This window comes from Actinophytocola sp. (assembly GCF_045807065.1).
GTDB lineage: Bacteria > Actinomycetota > Actinomycetes > Mycobacteriales > Pseudonocardiaceae > Actinophytocola.
Genome location: NZ_JBJMIE010000383.1, coordinates 1 through 18835, shown reverse-complemented (window position 1 = coordinate 18835; position 18835 = coordinate 1). Strand labels below are relative to the sequence as shown.

Annotated in this window: 19 protein-coding genes; 6 read left to right on the top strand and 13 right to left on the bottom strand. The window is 69.2% G+C overall.

Annotated elements, in window-relative coordinates; genetic code table 11:
- Positions 1 to 48: 48 nt before the first annotated feature.
- From ACJ73U_RS22260 to ACJ73U_RS22245, 4 genes are read right to left on the bottom strand one after another with little or no spacing between them, the layout of a single operon-like run.
- The gene (locus ACJ73U_RS22260; RefSeq protein ID WP_407779614.1) at positions 49 to 867 is read right to left on the bottom strand and encodes a phospholipid scramblase-related protein; all 819 of its coding nucleotides are present in this window, start codon (positions 865 to 867) and stop codon (positions 49 to 51) included.
- Between the two features lie 36 nt (positions 868 to 903).
- Positions 904 to 1572, bottom strand: a complete 669-nt coding sequence (locus ACJ73U_RS22255; protein WP_407779613.1) for a hypothetical protein — start codon at positions 1570 to 1572, stop codon at positions 904 to 906.
- On the bottom strand, positions 1572 to 2351 hold the full coding sequence (locus ACJ73U_RS22250) for an SDR family NAD(P)-dependent oxidoreductase (RefSeq protein WP_407779612.1): 780 nt from the start codon (positions 2349 to 2351) through the stop codon (positions 1572 to 1574). The genes ACJ73U_RS22255 and ACJ73U_RS22250 overlap by 1 nt, the downstream gene beginning before the upstream one ends.
- 10 nt (positions 2352 to 2361) lie before the next feature.
- Positions 2362 to 3060 (bottom strand): hypothetical protein, encoded by a 699-nt coding sequence (locus tag ACJ73U_RS22245; RefSeq protein ID WP_407779628.1) that lies wholly within the window; start codon positions 3058 to 3060, stop codon positions 2362 to 2364.
- Between the two features lie 121 nt (positions 3061 to 3181).
- On the opposite strand from ACJ73U_RS22245, the gene ACJ73U_RS22240 reads away from it, so the two are divergent.
- From ACJ73U_RS22240 to ACJ73U_RS22220, 5 genes are read left to right on the top strand one after another with little or no spacing between them, the layout of a single operon-like run.
- Positions 3182 to 3574, top strand: coding sequence for a GntR family transcriptional regulator (locus ACJ73U_RS22240; protein ID WP_407779611.1), 393 nt, complete (start codon positions 3182 to 3184; stop codon positions 3572 to 3574).
- Positions 3571 to 4452 carry an ABC transporter ATP-binding protein gene (locus ACJ73U_RS22235; protein WP_407779610.1) on the top strand — a complete coding sequence of 294 codons (882 nt, stop codon included), beginning with the start codon at positions 3571 to 3573 and terminating at the stop codon, positions 4450 to 4452. Before ACJ73U_RS22240 ends, ACJ73U_RS22235 begins: the two co-directional genes overlap by 4 nt.
- Positions 4449 to 5453, top strand: coding sequence for a transporter (locus ACJ73U_RS22230; protein ID WP_407779609.1), 1005 nt, complete (start codon positions 4449 to 4451; stop codon positions 5451 to 5453). The genes ACJ73U_RS22235 and ACJ73U_RS22230 overlap by 4 nt, the downstream gene beginning before the upstream one ends.
- Positions 5454 to 5471: 18 nt before the next feature.
- A complete protein-coding gene (locus tag ACJ73U_RS22225; protein WP_407779608.1) occupies positions 5472 to 6617 on the top strand; it encodes an alpha/beta hydrolase family protein in 1146 nt (381 codons plus the stop codon).
- Positions 6614 to 8740, top strand: coding sequence for an alpha/beta hydrolase family protein (locus ACJ73U_RS22220; RefSeq protein ID WP_407779607.1), 2127 nt, complete (start codon positions 6614 to 6616; stop codon positions 8738 to 8740). The genes ACJ73U_RS22225 and ACJ73U_RS22220 overlap by 4 nt, the downstream gene beginning before the upstream one ends.
- A gap of 172 nt (positions 8741 to 8912) precedes the next feature.
- Here the strand turns inward: ACJ73U_RS22220 and clpB are convergent, their stop codons facing one another.
- Both clpB and ACJ73U_RS22210 read right to left on the bottom strand, forming a co-directional pair.
- Complete coding sequence (gene clpB, locus ACJ73U_RS22215; protein WP_407779606.1) at positions 8913 to 11504, bottom strand: ATP-dependent chaperone ClpB; 2592 nt, start codon at positions 11502 to 11504, stop codon at positions 8913 to 8915.
- A gap of 295 nt (positions 11505 to 11799) precedes the next feature.
- Positions 11800 to 12558, bottom strand: coding sequence for a pyridoxamine 5'-phosphate oxidase family protein (locus ACJ73U_RS22210; RefSeq protein ID WP_407779605.1), 759 nt, complete (start codon positions 12556 to 12558; stop codon positions 11800 to 11802).
- Between the two features lie 308 nt (positions 12559 to 12866).
- Here ACJ73U_RS22210 and ACJ73U_RS22205 point away from each other — a divergent pair, with 308 nt between their 5' ends.
- Positions 12867 to 13970 carry an FAD-binding oxidoreductase gene (locus ACJ73U_RS22205; protein ID WP_407779604.1) on the top strand — a complete coding sequence of 368 codons (1104 nt, stop codon included), beginning with the start codon at positions 12867 to 12869 and terminating at the stop codon, positions 13968 to 13970.
- A gap of 60 nt (positions 13971 to 14030) precedes the next feature.
- Here ACJ73U_RS22205 and ACJ73U_RS22200 read toward each other — a convergent pair whose 3' ends face one another.
- The 7 genes from ACJ73U_RS22200 to ACJ73U_RS22170 all read right to left on the bottom strand — a co-directional run.
- Positions 14031 to 14219: a DUF397 domain-containing protein gene (locus ACJ73U_RS22200; protein WP_407779603.1), complete on the bottom strand. Its 189-nt coding sequence runs from the start codon at positions 14217 to 14219 to the stop codon at positions 14031 to 14033.
- 20 nt (positions 14220 to 14239) lie between these two features.
- On the bottom strand, positions 14240 to 15091 hold the full coding sequence (locus ACJ73U_RS22195) for a helix-turn-helix domain-containing protein (RefSeq protein ID WP_407779602.1): 852 nt from the start codon (positions 15089 to 15091) through the stop codon (positions 14240 to 14242).
- A 205-nt stretch (positions 15092 to 15296) separates the two neighbouring features.
- The gene (locus tag ACJ73U_RS22190) at positions 15297 to 15443 is read right to left on the bottom strand and encodes a hypothetical protein (RefSeq protein ID WP_407779601.1); all 147 of its coding nucleotides are present in this window, start codon (positions 15441 to 15443) and stop codon (positions 15297 to 15299) included.
- Positions 15444 to 15565: 122 nt separating this feature from the next.
- Complete coding sequence (locus ACJ73U_RS22185) at positions 15566 to 15994, bottom strand: heat shock protein transcriptional repressor HspR (RefSeq protein ID WP_407779600.1); 429 nt, start codon at positions 15992 to 15994, stop codon at positions 15566 to 15568.
- A gap of 3 nt (positions 15995 to 15997) precedes the next feature.
- Positions 15998 to 17188, bottom strand: coding sequence for a molecular chaperone DnaJ (gene dnaJ / locus ACJ73U_RS22180; RefSeq protein ID WP_407779599.1), 1191 nt, complete (start codon positions 17186 to 17188; stop codon positions 15998 to 16000).
- A gap of 21 nt (positions 17189 to 17209) precedes the next feature.
- On the bottom strand, positions 17210 to 17977 hold the full coding sequence (grpE, locus tag ACJ73U_RS22175; RefSeq protein ID WP_407779598.1) for a nucleotide exchange factor GrpE: 768 nt from the start codon (positions 17975 to 17977) through the stop codon (positions 17210 to 17212).
- A partial coding sequence (locus ACJ73U_RS22170; RefSeq protein WP_407779597.1) for an Hsp70 family protein occupies positions 17974 to 18835 on the bottom strand: 862 nt, incomplete at its 5' end. The genes ACJ73U_RS22170 and grpE, both read right to left, overlap by 4 nt.

The window sequence follows — 18835 nt, the reverse complement described above, 5'->3', positions numbered from 1 at the left end:
GGATCCACACCTTCTCATGGCGCACCGACGAAGTCACACGCGGTCGGCTCATCCGAAGCCGCGTTCGTCCTGCTTGAGGGCGGTGTCCACGGTCAGCGCGGACGCGACCACCATGCTGGCGAGCGGGTCCTGCAGTGGCCGGTGGATCTGCACGACGTAGTTGTCCGCCGTGGTGAACATCGTCTTCGCGAAGCCTTCCCAGGTCTTCGTGATGCGGGCGATCTCGGCGCCCGTGTGGTCGAGGATGGCGAAGTTCCACGCGCGCCAGTTCTCGGCCTGGATCCCGCCGATCGGCTGGCCGCCGACCAGGTACGAGAAGCGGATCTTGCCGATCATGTTGTCCTGCTGGATCTGCCCGATCTCGGACCCGTCCGGCCGCTGCACGATCACGCGGGACTTGAACACCTTCGCGGGCCGGGTCAGGTACAGCACCGGCTGGTGGTTGGCGTCCCGCACCTCGAGGCGGTGCGTCAGGAACTGGTCGTAGCTGGTGAAGAACCGCAGCGCCTTCTTGAACGCGTTCTGCCCGATCTCGGCCACCGAGCCGATCTGGCGGCCGTGCTGGTCGAAGACCGAGTACTCGTTGGCCATCTCGATGAGCTTGGCCTTCTGGTTCACGACCAGGACGGGCTCGCTGAACAGCGTGCCGCCGCCGTGGCCGACCTGACCGACACCGGCCCTGCGGGTCTGCTCCCTGACCTTGTCGGGCGAGGGGCCGCGACCGACCTCGAACTCGAAGGCACTCGCGTCGCTGCGGGGTTGCTGCGGCGGCGCCTGCTGTGTGTGTTGGGTCCACTGCGTTCCGTCCCACCAACGGAGCACCGTGGAGCCCGGCTGTTCGGGGTACCACCCGGGGGACTGCGTCATGCGGGTCAGCTTCGCACTTCGCTGGTCGGACCGCAGCTATTTCCACACGAAGGACGGGGTGCGGTCCATGACGTCGCACACGTACTCCAGCAGGTGCTCCACTGTGGACAGATGGATGCGCCCGGAGTCCCACGTCACCAGGTGGCTCCGCTCGAAGCGGAACGGCATGTTCCTGGCCCGCTCGTCGCCCAGCATCCACTCCATCATCCTGGGATGCAGGATGTCGTAGGCGAACTTGTCGTCCTCGGCCTTGATGAAGAAGGTCCTGTTGAACTCCTCGCTCTCCAGCTGCAGGTCGCGGATGCCGACGAAGCCCAGGAGCTTGCGCCCCAGCCCCTCCCGCGTGATCTCCAGCTTCGGGCGGAAAGCGGGCGTGCTCAGCGCGACCACGGTGAAGTAGTACGTCTCGGTCTTGCGGTCGTCGCCGGAGCCGGTGGTCTCCTTGTAGACGTACTCGAACGCCAGCGCGTCCCGGTCGCGGTGCCGGCCACGCAGCACGTGGTGGGCCCGCCGGCCGTGGCCGGTACCGAAGGGCTGCCCGTCGAAGCGCTCCACCAGCGCGTCGTCCCGCTCCGCGTACTGCCAGCCCCGCCGGTTGGCGTAGGCGGTGAACTCGGCGACCTTCTTCTTGTGCGCCTGGTGGGAGAGGTAGAGGGCAGCGGCGACGAGCAGGACGACGACGACCGCCACTACCCAGAAACCCATCAGGTGCGATCCCGTCCACTCGCGACGCGTGCCTCCATGCGGCGCATCAGCGCTCGTGGCAGCAATCGTGGCACGGCGGTGATGGCCTTGTAGGCGAAACCGGGAACCGAACGCGGGCGGCCGCGCCGCAGGTCGCGCAGGCAGTCCGCGACCACGCGGTCCGCGTCGAGCCACAGGGCGTCGGGCAGGGCGGAGGTGTCGTCGCCGGCCCGCGCGTGGAACTCGGTCCTGGTGAAGCCCGGGCACAGGGCGATGACCCGCACGCCGCTGCCGGCCAGGCTCGCGGCCATGCCTTCGGAGAACGTGGTCACCCAGGCCTTCGAGGCCGCGTAGGTCGGGCCGGTCCCGGGGAAGAAGCCGGCGACGCTCGACACGTTCACGATCCCGCCGAAGCGGCGCGCCAGCATGCCCGGCAGCGCCGCCCTGGTCAGCCGCAACACCGTGGTGACGTTGACGTCCAGCTGTGACTGCAGCAGGTCGACGTCCGTCTGCGCGAACGCGCCCCGGGTGCCGAAGCCCGCGTTGTTGACCAGCAGGTCGATGGGTTGCTCGGTGTCGGCCAGCCGGTCCTCGACCCGCTTGCGGGCCCGGCCGGTGGACAGGTCCGCGGTCATCGGCGTGACCGTGACGCCGTGCCGGTCCGACAGCTCGGCCGCGACCTCCTTCAGGCGGTCCCTGGTCCGGGCCACGATCACCAGGTCGTACCCCTCGGCGGCGAGCTTCCTGGCGAAGGCGGCGCCGATCCCGGCAGTGGCTCCCGTGACAAGTGCGGTTGGCATGCCGCCAACGTTAATCCCGGCGTTCCCCGTGGCGGCCGGTTGGCTGCTCGTTCTCGCCGACGGGGTCGACCTCGGCGTCGAAGGGGTCGATCACGTCCGCGATCTCGCCGATGCCCCGCAGCAGCCGCTCCAGCCGGGACGGCGACGCGTGCGGTGCGACGCTCGCCAGCACCCAGCCCGCCTCGATCCACGCGACCGGGATGTCCGCGCCGATCTCCTCGGTGGCGTCCACCAGGTCCGGGGTGATCAGGCCGCGGGCGGCGTTGATGTCGGAGACGAACGCGTACCGCTGTCCGACCGGGCCGAGCAGCTCGGGCATGGTGTCCCGCTGGAACGGCGCGCTCGGCAGCCACAGCTCGATGGTCGCCGGATGCACCCGGCGGCACTGCACGGCCGCGATCACGGTGCTGATCCGCCCGTTCGTCTCGAGGTCGAACACGTACACCTTGCGGCGGCCGTCCGCGGTGAACGTCGACCCGGCGACCACGTCCCTGGCCACGCCGCCGCCGTGGAACGCGATCGCGCCGCCGCTCCACTGCGTCGGGAGCAGGTGGTCGCTGTCGGCGTACTGCCAACCGCGCAAGGCCGCCCAGTGCCGTCGCTCCCGGTTCCGCGAGGTCAGGCGGGCGCGGTCACGAAGCAACAACGCGGCGCCGGCCAGCCCGGCGACGACCGCCACCACGAACCACACCCATGCCGGTATGCCCACCCCGCACAGCGTAGTCATCAGGACGTCGTAGCCAAGATCACCGCCCCGTGTGTCATCCCCCTGGCGCACATCAGCGCTGTAGTCCTATAGTGCTAGTTACCTAGATAAATGGAGGTGAATGGTGATCGAGTTCCACCTGGACGGCAACTCGGGCCTGTCGCCGTACCAGCAGATCGTCCAACAGGTCCGGCATGCGTTGCGGCTGGGACTGCTCAACAAGGGCGACCAGCTGCCCAAGGTCAAGGACGTGGTGGCGAGCCTCGCCATCAACCCGAACACCGTGCTCAAGGCCTATCGCGAGCTGGAGCACGACGGGCTCGTCGCGGCCCGGCCCGGGGTCGGCACGTTCGTGACGGCGACGCTCAACGGCTCGTCGTTCGCCGTGATCGCGCCGCTGCGGCAGGACCTGCGGCGGTGGCTCGCCAAGGCCCGCAAGGCCGGCCTCGACGAGGAGTCGATCGAGGCCCTGTTGATGTCCACGTTTCGCGACGCCGCAAGAGAGGACATAGCGTGACAGTCCTACGTGCCCAAGGGCTGGGCAAGAAGTACAAGCGCCGATGGGCGTTGACCGACTGCACGCTCGACATCGAGGCCGGACACGTCACCGGGCTCGTCGGCCCGAACGGCGCCGGCAAGTCGACGCTGCTGAACATCGCGTCCGGCATGCTCGAGCCGACCACCGGCACGATCGAGGTCTGCGGCGGCACGCCGGGCAGCGGCGCCGAGCAGCTGGCCAAGGTCGGCTACGTCGCGCAGAACACGCCGGTCTACCCGAACCTGTCCGTTCAGGACCACCTCCAGCTCGGCGCCCGGCTCAACCCGAACTGGGACAACGCGCTCGCCGACCAACGGATCAGACGGCTCGGGTTGGACCCGAAACAGCACGCCGGCAAGCTGTCCGGCGGCCAGCGCGCCCAGCTCGCACTCACGATCGGCATCGCCAAGCGGCCCGAACTGCTGCTGCTCGACGAGCCGGTCGCCGCGCTCGACCCGCTCGCGCGGCGGGAGTTCCTGCAGGACCTGATGGAGGCGGTCGCCGAGCACGGGCTGTCCGTCGTGCTGTCCTCCCACCTGGTCAACGACCTGGAACGGGTCTGCGACCAGCTGATCGTGCTGGTGGACTCGAAGGTGCGGATCGCCGGGGACGTCGAGGAGCTGATCGCCACGCACCACCGGCTGACCGGACCGCGCCGCGACGTCGAGACCCTGCCGTCGGACCAGCAGGTCATCTCGGCGAAGCACACCGACCGGCAGACGACGGTGTTCATCCGGACCGAGGCGCCGATCCTCGACCCGGCGTGGACGATCGGCCAGCCCAGCCTGGAGGACGTCGTCCTCGAGTACATGAGCAACCCGGTCATCACCCGTCCCGCACTGGAGGTACTCCGATGACCTGGTTGACCTGGCGCCAGTTCCGCGTCCCGGCGCTGTCGGTGTTCGTCGGGCTCGCCGCGATCGGGGTGGTCCTCGCGGTCACCGGTCCCGAGCTGGTCGGGCAGACGGACTTCTCCGACCAGGACTTCCTCTACGGCGGGACCGCGCTCCTGATGTACCTGCTGCCGGCGGTCATCGGCGTGTTCTGGGGCGTGCCCATGATCACCCGCGAGCTGGAGGGCGGCACGCACAGCCTCATCTGGAACCAGACCGTCACGCGCAGGCACTGGCTCGCCGCCAAGGTCGCCGTCGGCGTGCTGGCCGCCATGGTCGCGGCGGGGCTGCTGAGCCTGGCGGTCACCTGGTGGGCCAGCCCCATCGACGCCGTGGCGAACCAGCAGACGGATCGCGGCATGCTGAACTGGATGTCGCCGGTGGTGTTCGCCGCCCGCGGCGTCGCGCCCATCGGCTACGCGGCGTTCTCGTTCGTCCTCGGTGTCGCGTGCGGGATCCTGCTGCGCCGCACCGTGCTCGCCATGGCCGTCACCCTCGTCGCGCTCCTCGCAGTGATGCTGGCGGTCCCGTTCCTGGTCCGCCCGTACTTCCTACCGGCGCTGGAAGAGACGGTCGCGATCACGGGCGACACCGTCATGGGGATCCACGGGGACAACTCGGGCGTGCTCGAAGGGCTCATCGTGGCCGAGCCGGCCGGCGCCTGGGTGCTGGCCGACGAGACCGTGGACTCGGCCGGCAACGTGGTCTCCCCGCTACCCGACTTCGTGCAGGACTGCGTGCCGAGACCGGGTGAGAACCCCAAGGGCGGCCCAGGCGTCGCCCCGCCCCCCGGCGGCATGCAGGCGTGCATGGCGCAGCTGGGTGAGCGCGGCTACCACCAGCGGATCACCTACCAGCCCGGCTATCGGTTCTGGGCGCTGCAGTGGATCGAGCTGGCGTTCTTCCTCGCGCTGTCCGCACTGCTCACCTGGCTCTGCTTCCGTCGACTCCGTCACCTTTCCTGAGATTCCACAGGGGGAATCATGCGCACACTCGCGGTTGCCACCGCACTGACCAACATCGCACTCACCGCCGCAGTCCTGACCGCGTCGCCCGCCGCCGCGGACCCGACGACGCTCGCCTTACCCACTCCCACCGGCCACCAGCCGGTCGGCGTCACCTCGCTCTGGCTGAAGGACACCTCCCGGCCCGACCCGTGGGTGCCGTCCGTGCCCTACCGGGAGCTGATGGTGTCCGTCTTCTACCCGACGAACTCGTCGAACGGGCCGACCAAGCAGTACATGACACCGCAGGAGTCGGAGCTCAACCTCGTCCGGCAGAACATCCCCGGCCTGTCGCTCGACGTCTTCAGCACGGTCCAGACGCACGCCGTCGTCGACGCGAAGCCGGTGGGCCGCCAGCACAGCCTGCCGCTGATCGTGCTGTCACCGGGCTGGACCCAGCCCCGTGCCACGCTCACCACCTGGGCCGAGGACCTGGCCAGCCACGGTTACGCCGTGGCGGTGATCGACCACACCTACGAGAACCGCGCCCAGACGTTCCCCGACGGCCACCTCACCGAGTGCGCCGCCTGCGCGTTCGACGACGACGAGGCCACCTTCTGGCCGAAGTACTACGAGGTCCACACGGCGGACACGTCGTTCGTGCTGGACGAGCTGGTCGGCCGGCACCCGAAGTGGCGCGGCAGCTCGCTCATCGACCCGAGGCGGATCGGCATGACCGGCCACTCGGCCGGTGGCGCCGCCGTCACGCACGTGATGCTCGCCGACCCCAGGATCCGCGCCGGCGCGAACATCGACGGTTCCCAGCACGCCCCGATGACCGGTGCCACGACGCTGTCCCGGCCGTTCATGTTCATGGGCACGATGGACGAGTACCACCCGGGCACCCAGAACCCCTATGACGACTGGGAGATCGACTGGCAGCACCTGACCGGGTGGAAGCGCTGGATCATGGTGTCGGGCACGGCCCACTCGTCGTTCACCGACCTCGGCCCCCTCGCCGCTCAGCTGGGCGTCCCGCTCGGCAACACCATCGACGCGAACCGCGCCATCGACATCACCCGGGCCTACATCCGCGCCTTCTTCGACCAGAACCTGCGCTGCCAGCCGCAGCCGCTGATGAGCGCGCCGTCGCCCGCCTACCCGGAAGTGACGTTCATCGGATGAGGACGACAGCCCTGCTGTCCGTCACCGCGCTGGCGCTGACCCTGTGGTCGGCGCCGGCCGCGGCGGACGCCTCCCTCGCGTTGGCGAGACCGACCGGTGACCAGCCGGTGGGCACCACGTCCCTGTACCTGAAGGACACCTCGCGCCCCGACCCGTGGGTGTCGTCGGTGCCGTACCGGGAGCTGATGGTGTCGCTCTTCTACCCGACGACCTCGACGCACGGGCCGAAGAAGCAGTTCATGACCGAGGCGGAGGCACAAGCCCTCTTCGCGGAGGCCGGCATCACGGGGATCGACCCAGCGGTGATGACCACCGTCCGGACGGACGCCGTGGTCGACGCACGACCGGTCGGGCATGACCTGCCGGTGGTCGTCCTGTCGCCCGGCTTCAAGCGGTCGCGGGCCGAGCTGACCTCGCTGTCCGAGGAGCTGGCCAGCCACGGCTACCTCGTCGTGCTGGTCGACCACACCTACGAGAACGTGGCCACCACGTTCCCCGACGGCCGGGTCACCGGCTGCGCGGCCTGCGGCAGCTACAACGAGGCCTTCTGGCGGAAGCTGACGCAGGGCCGGGCCGCGGACGTCTCGTTCGTGTTGGACGAGCTGACGCACGCGAAGAAGTGGGCCGGCCTCATCGACCCGAACCGCATCGGCATGGCCGGCCACTCGGTCGGTGGGTCGAGCGCGATCGCCACGATGGTGGCCGATGCCCGGGTGACGGCCGGGATCGACATCGACGGCACCAACGACGTCCCGCTGACCGCACCCGGGCTGTCCCGGCCGTTCATGTTCATGGGCCGGCAGAGCCTGTACGCCCCGGGCACCGGGGTCGAGTCCGACACCTGGGACCGCGACTGGCAGCAGCTGACCGGGTGGAAGCGCTGGCTCACCGTGGCCGGCATGGTGCACCAGTCGTTCACCGACCTCGGGTTGGTGGGTGAGCAGCTCGGCCTCGACTTCGGCGCGACCACGCCGGCGGTCCGCGGCCAGGCCATCACGGCGGCGTACGTGCGGGCGTTCTTCGACCAGCACCTGCGTGGGAAGGCCGAGCCGTTGCTGGCACGGCCGTCCTCGCGGTACCCGGAGGTCGCCTTCGCGCGGACCTCGACGCCGTACCTGCCGGCTCCGACCGGCGACAAGCCAGTGGGCAGCACGTCGGTGTACCTGAAGGACACCTCGCGGCCCGATCCGTGGGTGCCCTCGGTGCCCTACCGGGAGCTGATGGTCTCGCTCTTCTACCCGACGGCCTCGGCCAACGGACCGAAGACGCGGTACATGACACCGGAGGAGTCGACGGCCCTGCTCACGGACAGCGGAATCGACGTCCCGCCGGACATCCTGGCCACGATGGTGACCAACTCGGTGGCGGACGCCCGACCGGCCGGGCACGACCTGCCGCTGGTCGTGCTCTCGCCCGGCTACACCCACCCCCGCGCCACGCTGTCCGCGCTGGCCGAGGACCTGGCGAGCCACGGGTACGTCGTCGCGGTGGTCGGCCACACCTACGAGAACGCCGGCACGAGCTTCCCCGACGGGCACTTCGCGGGGTGTGCCTCGTGTGACGTGGAGCACGACCCGGCGTTCTGGCAGAAACTGGAGCTGGGCCGGGCGGCCGACGTGTCGTTCGTGCTGAACGAGCTGACGCACTCGAAGAAGTGGGCCGGCCTCATCGACCCGAAGCGGATCGGCATGGCCGGCCACTCGGTCGGCGGGGCGAGCACCATCCCGACCATGGTGGCCGACTCCCGCGTCAAGGCGGGGATCGACATCGACGGCAGCACGTTCGCCCCGCTGACCGCGCCAGGGCTGTCCCGGCCGTTCATGTTCGTGAGCCACCAGCACGACGCGGTCACCATCTGCGCACCGGGGAACGACACGTGGGAGCGGGACTGGGCCCAGATGACCGGCTGGAAACGCTGGATCGAGGTGGCCGGCACACAGCACGCGTCGTTCACCGACATCGGGCTCTTCGGCGACGAGATCGGCGTCGACTTCGGCGCGACCACCAGCGCGGCACGCACCCAGGCCATCACCCGCGAGTACGTGAACTGGTTCTTCGACCAGCACGTGCGTGGCACGCCGCAACCGCCGCTCGCGGAGCAGGAGGTCGTGGACTGCCACTGAGCGAAGCGAGGCGTGCCAGTAGCCCTGCGCGGGCCGCAGGTGTCTGGACTGAGTGAGCAGCGCAGGGAGGAAGACACCGAACAGGCCCGCGAACCGCCGAGCGGCGGCGAGGCAGTTGAACACGGAAGCGGCGCCACTCCAGGGGGAGGGCGCCACTTCCGTGTTACAGCCTTTACAGGGCGCGGCCCACGATCAGTGCCGAGTTGTCCGGCGCGACGTCCACGCGGACCGTGTCGCCGTCACTGATCTCGCCGGACAGCAGGGCCTTCGCGAGCTGATCACCGATGGCCGAGGACACCAGCCGGCGCAGCGGCCTTGCCCCGTACACCGGGTCGAACCCGTTGAGCGCCAGCCACTCCCGGGCGCCGAGGCTCACGTCCAGCTTGAGCCGGCGGGCGGCCAGCCGGCGGCTCAGCGCGGCGACCTGGATGTCGACGATCTGGGTCAGCTCCTCGGTCGCGAGCGCGTGGAACACCACCACGTCGTCGAGCCGGTTCAGGAACTCCGGCTTGAAGTGGCGCTGCACCACCGACAGCACGGCGTCCTTGCGGCCCTGCTCGTCGAGGGTCACGTCGGCGATGACCTGCGAGCCGAGGTTCGAGGTCAGCACCAGGATCGTGTTGCGGAAGTCGGCCGTGCGGCCCTGGCCGTCGGTCAGCCGGCCGTCGTCGAGGACCTGCAGCAGCACGTCGAACACGTCCGGGTGGGCCTTCTCGACCTCGTCCAGCAGCACCACGCTGTACGGGCGCCGCCGCACGGCCTCGGTCAGCTGGCCGCCCTGGTCGTAGCCGACGTACCCCGGCGGGGCGCCGACCAGCCGCGCGACCGAGTGCTTCTCCGAGTACTCGGACATGTCGATGCGGACCATGGCCCGCTCGTCGTCGAACAGGAACTCGGCGAGCGCCTTGGCCAGCTCGGTCTTGCCGACACCGGTCGGGCCCAGGAACAGGAACGAGCCGGTCGGGCGGTCCGGGTCGGCGACGCCGGCACGGGCCCGGCGGACCGCGTCCGACACCACACGCACCGCCTCGGCCTGGCCGACCACCCGCTCGGCCAGCGCGTCCTCCATGCGCAGCAGCTTCGCGGTCTCGCCTTCGAGCAGCCGGCCGGCGGGGATGCCGGTCCACGCGGACACGACGTCGGCGACGTCGTCCGGGCCGACCTCCTCCTTGAGCATGGCCTGCTCCTCGGCACGCTCCGCCGTGGCGGTCGCTGCCTCCAACTCCTTCTCCAGTGCCGGGATGCGCCCGTACCGCAGCTCGGCGGCACGGCCCAGGTCACCGTCGCGCTCGGCCCGCTCCGACTCGCCGCGCAGCTGCTCCAGCTGCTCCTTGAGGTCGCGGACCTTCTCGATGGCGCCCTTCTCGTTCTGCCAGCGGGCGGTCAGCGCGGTCAGCGTCTCCCGCTTCTCGGCCAGCTCGGCGCGCAGGGCGGCCAGCCGCTGCATCGAAGCGGGGTCGTCCTCCTTCTCCAGCGCCATCTCCTCGATCTCCAGGCGCCGGACGGCCCGCTCGACCTCGTCGATCTCGACGGGCCGGGAGTCGATCTCCATGCGCAGCCGGGACGCGGCCTCGTCGACCAGGTCGATGGCCTTGTCCGGCAGGAAGCGCGCGGTGATGTACCGGTCGGACAGCGTGGACGCGGCGACCAGCGCGGAGTCGGTGATCCGCACACCGTGGTGCACCTCGTACCGCTCCTTGAGCCCGCGCAGGATGGCGACGGTGTCCTCGACGGACGGCTCGCCGACCAGCACCTGCTGGAAGCGCCGCTCCAGCGCGGCGTCCTTCTCGATGTGCTGGCGGTACTCGTCGAGCGTCGTGGCACCGACCATGCGCAGCTCACCGCGGGCGAGCATCGGCTTGATCATGTTGCCGGCGTCCATCGCGCCCTCGCCGGTCGCGCCGGCACCCACGATGGTGTGCAGCTCGTCGATGAACGTGATGACCTGGCCGGCCGACTCGGTGATCTCCTTGAGGACGGCCTTCAGCCGCTCCTCGAACTCACCGCGGAACTTGGCACCGGCGACCATGGCCCCGAGGTCCAGGGCCACGACGCGCTTGCCGCGCAGCGACTCGGGCACGTCACCGGCCACGATCCGCTGGGCGAGGCCCTCGACGATCGCGGTCTTGCCGACGCCGGGCTCACCGATGAGCACCGGGTTGTTCTTGGTGCGCCGGGACAGCACCTGCACGACCCGGCGGATCTCGGCGTCGCGGCCGATGACCGGGTCGAGGTCGCCCTTGCGGGCCCGCTCGGTCAGGTCGAGGCCGTACTTCTCCAGCGCCGTGTAGGTCGACTCCGGGTCCGGGCTGGTGACCCGCGCGGAGCCGCGGACCTTGGCGAACGCCTCGCGCAAGGCGTCCGGGGTCGCGCCGTGGCGGTTCAGCAGCTGGGCCACCGGACCGCCCTGGGCGGCGAGGCCGACCAGGAGGTGCTCGGTGGAGACGAACTCGTCACCCATCTCCGTGGCAAGCTTCTGAGCGTGTGTGACCGAGCGCAGCGCATCGCCGTCGAGCTGCGGCGCGGACACGGTGGACCCGGTCGCGGACGGCAGCGAGTTGGCCAGCTGGTCCAGTTCCTTGCGGACGACGTTCGGGTCCGCCCCGACGGCTGACAGCAGGGGCGCGGTCAGACCGTCGCCCTGCGCGAGCAGCGCGCCGAGGAGGTGCACCGGCTTCACGTCCGGGTTGCCGGCCACGGTCGCGGCCTGGGCCGCCGCCGAGATGGCCTGCTGTGTCTTCGTCGTCGGGTTGAAAGCGTCCATGGGTCCCCTCGTCTGATGGTCGTACTCACTATGCACAACGTCAGCAAAGTTGAGTGTGTTCCGCTCAACCCGGGGTGTGTTCAGCAAGTCGGGTGGACGAGCCCTCGAGGCGGCTCGACCACCGTCAACACAAGGTCACGACGGCTGGGTTCGCTCTCACTCACATGTCCTAGCAGGGTTGTCCACAAGAGGCACCTGGTTGTCCACAATCCCCAGGTGCCCATCCACAGGCGGTGGTGCAAGATGCGTTCTGTAAGACCGGTCGACCGGGCGCTACCGCCACCCGGGTGAACGTTCAGTAGCGGCCGGACACCTGACGACTACGCACGTTGAAGTAGTCGCCGCCCTTGCGCTTCATGTCGTCGGTGCCCCAGACGCGCTCACGCGGAACGAGCTGCAGCCGCGGGATGTGCTTGCGGCAGTGGACGTAAGTCTCCACGACGTGCACGACGACCCACCGCTCGGGGATGCGGCCCCGCTCCTGGGCGGCGGGCAGCCCCGGGTGCGCGGCACGCAACTCGCCGTCGTCGATGATGCTGGCTCGCCCGTTGACGTGCAGCCCGATGAAGTCCCGCACGAAGTCGATCATCAGGAGGGCGACGTGCGGGTTCTCGCTGATGTTTCCGAGGCTCGCGAGGACGCCGTTGCCGCGGTACTCGGGGTAGGCGATCCGCCGGGGGTCGAGGACGTGCAGGAAGCCGGGCGGGCCGGCGCGGAAGCTGGAGTCGCAGGCGCCGCCGGCGTCGGACGTGCCGACGAACGCCATCTCCATGCGGCCGACGAACTCGATCATCTCGGGGTTGAGGTGGTCGAGTACCTGGTCGCGGTAGAAGCGTTCGGCCCGGTCGGCGCTGCCGTAGGTCTGTTGGAGCAGGTGTTCGCCGGCGCAGCCGGGTAAGTTCGCTGTTAAGCCGATCGGGTGAATTTCGATCGTGGGTTGATCTACTGACGGTGGTGGCACCGTCACTGCGGGCTGCGGCATGGCCTCCGGCGGGGGTTCAGCGAACTCCAGGTCCAGCAGGGCGGGATCGGCAACGCCGGTGGGAGTCACCATGTCAGGACGCACGGCGGACACAGTTTCATAACGGCGAGGTAAATGCGAGCCTTGTCACCCGGCATGTCGCCTGATCGTCCGAAAGCGACAACTTTGCGTAGTGGCGCCTCACACGAAAGTGGCAGGAGGGCGGACAACTCGGAAGTTTCCGTCTATCGTCCTGCTGTCGGGGGCGACGACCATGGCGACGGACGTCGAGCCCGTACGCCGAGAGGGTGGACTGTGTCCCGACCATGACAGCGAATGCCGTAGTGAGCTCATTCCCGAGCCAGGAGGGCTCCGCGACGAACGATGGCCCCGTCGCGACCATGGTGCGCCTGGTACGCGAGAGCTGGGCGGTGGCTGAGCCGCGCGCCGACAAGGTCTCGGAGCTGTTCTACGCCACGCTGTTCAGCATCGCACCGGTGACGCGTGAGATGTTCCCGGTCAACATGGAGGTGCAGCGTTCGCGGCTGCTCCGCGCCCTGGTCCACATAGTGCAGATGGTCGACCGCCCGGACGACCTGCTGCCGTTCCTGCGGCAGCTCGGTCGCGACCACCGCAAGTTCGGCGTGGTGACCCAGCACTACGAGTCGGTCGGGATGGCCCTGCTGTCCAGCGTGAAGGCCTACGCCGGTCCAGCGTGGACCGACGACGTGGAACGAGCGTGGGCCGAGGCCTACACGATCATGGCCAGAGCCATGCTGGAGGCGTCGAACTCGGAGGACGGCCCGGCCTGGTGGAACGGCACGGTCGTGGAACGGCACCGCCTGACCAGGGACCTGGCCGTGATCCGGGTACAGCCCGACTACCTCGTGCCGTACCACCCCGGCCAGTACGTCAGCGTCGAGGTCCCCCAACGCCCGCGGATGTGGCGCTACCTCACCCCGGCCACCGCGCCACGCGAGGACGGCCTGCTGGAGTTCCACGTCCGCTCGGTGGAGGGCGGCTGGGTCTCGAGAGCGATCGTCGCCCACGGCGAGCTCGGTGACGTGTGGCGCATCGGCCCACCCATGGGCCGCCTGGCCGCGGACCGCGAGTCGGGCCGCAACATCCTGATGATCGCCGGCGGCACGGGCGTGGCCCCGATGCGCTCGATCATCGACCACCTGTCCCAGTGGGGCGAGAACCCGAGGGTCACCCTGTTCTACGGCGCCCGCGTGCAGCCCGATCTGTACGACCTGGAGAACCTCCAGGCGATCGCGGCGAGCAACCCGTGGCTGCACGTGGTGCCGGTCCTGGAGACGGAGTCCACCCTGCCCAACGTGGAGTACGGCACCCTCGCCGACGCCGTAACCCGCTACGGCGCCTGGCCCGACCACGACGTGCTGGTCTCGGGCTCGCCGGGAATGGTCCGGTCCACGGTGTCCAGGATGCTCGTGGCGGGCACCTCCCTGGACCGAATCATCTACGACCCGTTCACAGTGGACTGACCACATTGTCCGCACGGGTGGCCAACAGAAGCAGGCCGCGGAGCGCTACGGTGGACGGTCCTAGCGATCCGACGCGGTCTTGGATTGAAACGCATGCCAAGCACTCGACGGCAGGATGAGGACACCGCCGTCTGGATTCTTCGAGTCACGCAACGCGGTGACACCGGCCCCGAAGGCGACCTCGACACACTCGTTGGCACTGCCGCTGCGACTGCTCTTGCGCCACACGGCCTGGGCCAGGTCGGACATGGAAACGTGGTTCCCCTCGGTCAGGTCAAACTCTTCGCGATCTTCGCGATGAGGTTACGTGATCGGCGCGGGTCCAATGCCACCGCCTTCAGACCAGTGAAATTCACCTCGTAACGCTCAAGAACCTCGGGTTCCTCGATGTACACACCTTCGTTGATCAGCTCGACGTAACCAACGTCCGGATAGGCGTGTGCGAACGACAGGATGCTGAACGGACTACCCATCGCGGGATAAGCGCCTGTCGCCGCGATCACCCGCAGATCCACATTCGGCAACGTCGAGATCTCAACCAACCGATCCAACTGTTCCCGCATCACCTCGGGGCCGCCGACCTGGCTTCGAAGCGCACCCTCGGTGAGCACGGCCTGAATGTTGATCTGTTTCTCCCCGTTGAGCCGCTCCTGCCGCTTGATGCGCGCCTCGACCCGTTCGCGTACCACCTCTGCCGATACCTGCGGGAGGCCTGCGGATTCGATCGCGGCTGCGTAGCCCGCGGTTTGCATCAGTCCGGGGACCAGGTCGATCTTGAAGGTACGCACAGTGGTGGCTTCGGACTCGAACTCGAAGTAGTCGACCAAGTCCGCGACCAGTGCTTCCTCGCTGATCTCGTCCCACCAGCCCTTCTGCTGAGCTGCGACGCACGAGTTGAACACAGCATCACGTTCGGCTTCGGGTACTCCGTAGAGGAGTGCGAGCGTGATGACCTCAGACGGCTGAGCCGGCTGGATCGCGTTCTCCAAGCGGCTCTGCTTGGACGCGGACCATCCGGCCTGCTTTGCGATGTCGGTGCCATTGATGCCCCGGCTTTCGCGCCAATGAAGCAGTGTTCGTGCGATGCGCCTCATCCGCATGTCGGGCACGTAGTCAGGCACTAAGCCCCTCCTTGCTGCGGCGGGATGACGGAGCCAGCTTACGTGTCATGAAAATTAGTCATCGTTCGCCCAAGTAGGTGATCTGCAAATTTTCATCACAACACTACTTGCACATTGCAAGATCCCAGAGGACTGTGAAAATATGAGCTACCTCCGTACAGACCAGTACACCCGCGTATACCGCAACTGTCCCGTCAGCATCGACCTACACCCCTCGGACGATGTCGTCGAGATCGTCCTCGGCGAACATCGGATAGGCGGCGACATGCTGCGGCTCGTCGTCGACCATCCCGACACCTGTCGCCGCCTCACCGCAGCGCTTCAGGAAGCATGCGGTCGGCTGGTCGAGCACCTACACGTGAATACGCTTCCCGACCCAGCAATGTCCCAGCTGGCCGCGCCCATGGACTGGCCATAGACCGACGGAACACCGAAGGGCCCGCTCGAACGCGGGCCCTCGTGTACCACCGGCTGCTACTTCTTGCGGGGTTTCCAGACGACCAGGGCGGTTTGCCGGGACACCGGGACCAGCTCGTTCCGGTAGGAACGGTGGATGGCGGCCGCGGCCTGTTCGGCCGCGGCGTGGACCGCGGCCAGTTCCTGTGTCAGTTCGGCCAGGCGTTCGCGCAGGGCGTCGACCTCGCGTTCGAGTTCGATGATGCGTTTGACGCCGGCCAGGTTGACGCCCTGTTCCTGGGACAGCCGCTGGACCTCGCGCAGCAGGGCGATGTCCCGCATCGAGTACCGGCGGCCGCCGCCCGACGTCCGGCCGGGTGACACCAGGCCCATGCGGTCGTAGCCGCGCAGGGTCTGGGCGTGCAGGCCCGACAGCTCCGCGGCCACCGAGATCACGAAGACCGGGGTGTCCTCGTCGGCGCCCGGGGGAAACGGGAATCCCGTCATCGCCTAGCTCCGTTTCTCCAGCATCGCGGTCAGCTCCGGCCGCGGGTCCTGGCCGGTGGTCGTGGCGGCGTACGCCTCCAGCGCGGCCTTCGCCGAGTCGTCCAACTTGGCCGGGACCGCCACCTGCAGGGTCACCAGCAGGTCGCCGGTCTGGCCGTCCTTGCGCGCGATTCCCTTGCCGCGCACCCGGAGGACCCGTCCACTGGACGTGCCCGGCGGCACGCGCAGCGCCACCTTGCCGTCCAGCGTCGGCACCTCGAGTGTGGTGCCCAGCGCCAGCTCGGTGAAGGTCACGGGGACCTTCAGCGTCAGATCGTTGCCCGACCGGCCGAACACCGGGTGCGGGGTCACGTGCACGCGGACGTACAGGTCGCCCGCGTGGCCGGTGCCCGACCCCGGCTCGCCCTGACCCGCCAGGCGGATCCGCTGGTCGTCGTCGACGCCCGCCGGGATCCGGACGGTCAGCGTGCGGGACTTCGTGCTCACGCCGTCGCCACCGCACTCCGGGCACGGGTCGTCGACGATCCGGCCCGTCCCGCGGCAGTCGCGGCACGGCTCGCTGAACGCGAACGCGCCCTGCGAGCGGCTGACCAGGCCGGCGCCGGCACACGTGGGACACGTGCGCGGCGTGGTGCCCGGCTTGGCGCCGGTGCCCTTGCACGTGTCGCACGTGGACGGGCTGGACAGGCGCAACGGGACGGTCGCGCCCTTCACCGCCTCCACGAAGTCGATCCGCACCTCGGTCTCCACGTCGGCACCCCGCCGCGGCCGGTTGGCCGCTGTCTGGGTGCCGCCGCGGCGGCCGAACAGGTTGCCGAGCAGGTCGCTGATGCCGCCGCCCGCCGCACCCGCGCCGGCCGGCTGCTGCCCACCGAACAGGTCGCTGAAGTCGAACGATCCGCCGCCGCCACCACCCGTGCCGAAGCCACCGAAGCCGCCTGGACGGAACCCGCCGGAGCCGAACAGCCGGCGGGCCTCGTCGTACTGCTTGCGCTTCTCCTGGTCACCGAGCACGCCGTAGGCCTCGGACACGGCCTTGAACCGCGCCTCCGCCTGGGTGTTGCCCGGGTTGGCGTCCGGGTGCAGCTCGCGGGCGAGCTTCCGGTACGCCTTCTTGATCTCCGCGTCGCTGGCGTCGGACGAGACGCCCAACTCGCGGTAGAAGTCCTTGTCGATCCAGTCCCTCGCACTCACCGGACGTCCCCTCCTCCCTGTTCAGTCCTTGTCGGCCGCGCCGTCCGGGTTGTTGGGGTCGTACCAGTCCTTGCTGGGGAACCCCGTCGACTCCTCCTCGACCGAGCCCTCGACGATCTCCGCCTCGACCGGCTCGTCGGCCGGTTCGGTGGCGGGACTGGCGGGGGCGGCCGGCTCGTGGTCGGTGACCGCGACCAGCGCGGCCCGCACCACCCGGTCGCCGAAGCGGTAGCCGCGGCGCAGCTCCGCGGTCACCGTCGGCTCGGACACGTCCGGCGACGTGTCGTGCTGGACGGCCTCGTGCACGGCGGGGTCGAACGCCTCGCCCTCGTGCCCGAAGGGTTCCAGCCCGGTCCGTTCCAGTGTCGCGACGAGCTTGTCCGCCACCGACTTGAAGGCTCCGGTCAGGTCACCGTGCTGGGCCGCCCGGTCGATGTCGTCGAGCACGGACAGCAGCTCGGTGGCCACCGAGGCCTTGGCGGTGTTGACCACGACCTCGCGGTCGCGGTCGATCCGCTTGCGGTAGTTGGCGTACTCCGCCTGCAACCGCTGCAGGTCGGTGGTCCGCTCATCCAGCTGCGCCTTCAGCTCGGCCTCCTGGCTCGGAACGGCCTCCAGCACCTCGTCCTCCGGCGCCGAGGCCAGCTCGGGCTCCGGCGCGCCGAACCCCGTCTCCGGGGCTGGCGGCCGGACCTCGCCGGTGTCGGGGTCGATGCGTCGCCGGTCTCGCACCACGACCCGCGGCTCCTCTCCGTTACCTGCGTTCTCTCCGTCGGGCTTGGACGTCACTTCTTGTCCTCGTCCACGATCTCGGCGTCAACGACGTCCTCGGCACCCGCGGCGCCGCTCTGCGCCTGCTCACCGCCCGTCGCGCCGGCGCCGGCGTCCTGCGTCGCGCCGGTCTGCGCGTAGATCGCGGAACCCATGGCCTGCGACTCGGTGGCGAGCTTCTCCATCGCGGTCTTGATGGCCGCGACGTCGGTGCCCTTCAGCGACTCCTGCGCGTCCTGGATGGCGGCGTTGACCTTGTCCTTGACCTCGGCCGGGATCTTGTCGTCGTTGTCCTTGACGAACTTCTCCGTCTGGTAGACGAGGGTCTCGGCCTGGTTGCGGGTCTCGGCCTCCTCGCGGCGGCGCTTGTCCTCCTCGGCGTGCGCCTCCGCGTCCTTGACCATCCGGTCGATGTCCTCCTTCGGCAGCGCCGAGCCGCCGGTGATGGTCATCGACTGCTCCTTGCCGGTGCCGAGGTCCTTCGCGCTCACGTGCACGATGCCGTTCGCGTCGATGTCGAAGGTGACCTCGATCTGCGGCACGCCACGCGGTGCCGGCGGGATGCCCGTCAGGTCGAAGGTGCCCAGCTTCTTGTTGTGCACCGCGATCTCACGCTCACCCTGGAAGACCTGGATGCCGACCGTGGTCTGGCCGTCGTCCGCGGTGGAGAAGATCTCCGAGCGCTTGGTCGGGATGGTCGTGTTCCGCTCGATGAGCTTGGTGAACACGCCTCCCTTGGTCTCGATGCCCAGCGACAGCGGGGTGACGTCCAGCAGCAGGACGTCCTTGACCTCACCCTTCAGGACACCGGCCTGCAGCGCCGCGCCGACCGCGACGACCTCGTCCGGGTTGACGCCCTTGTTCGGCTCCTTGCCG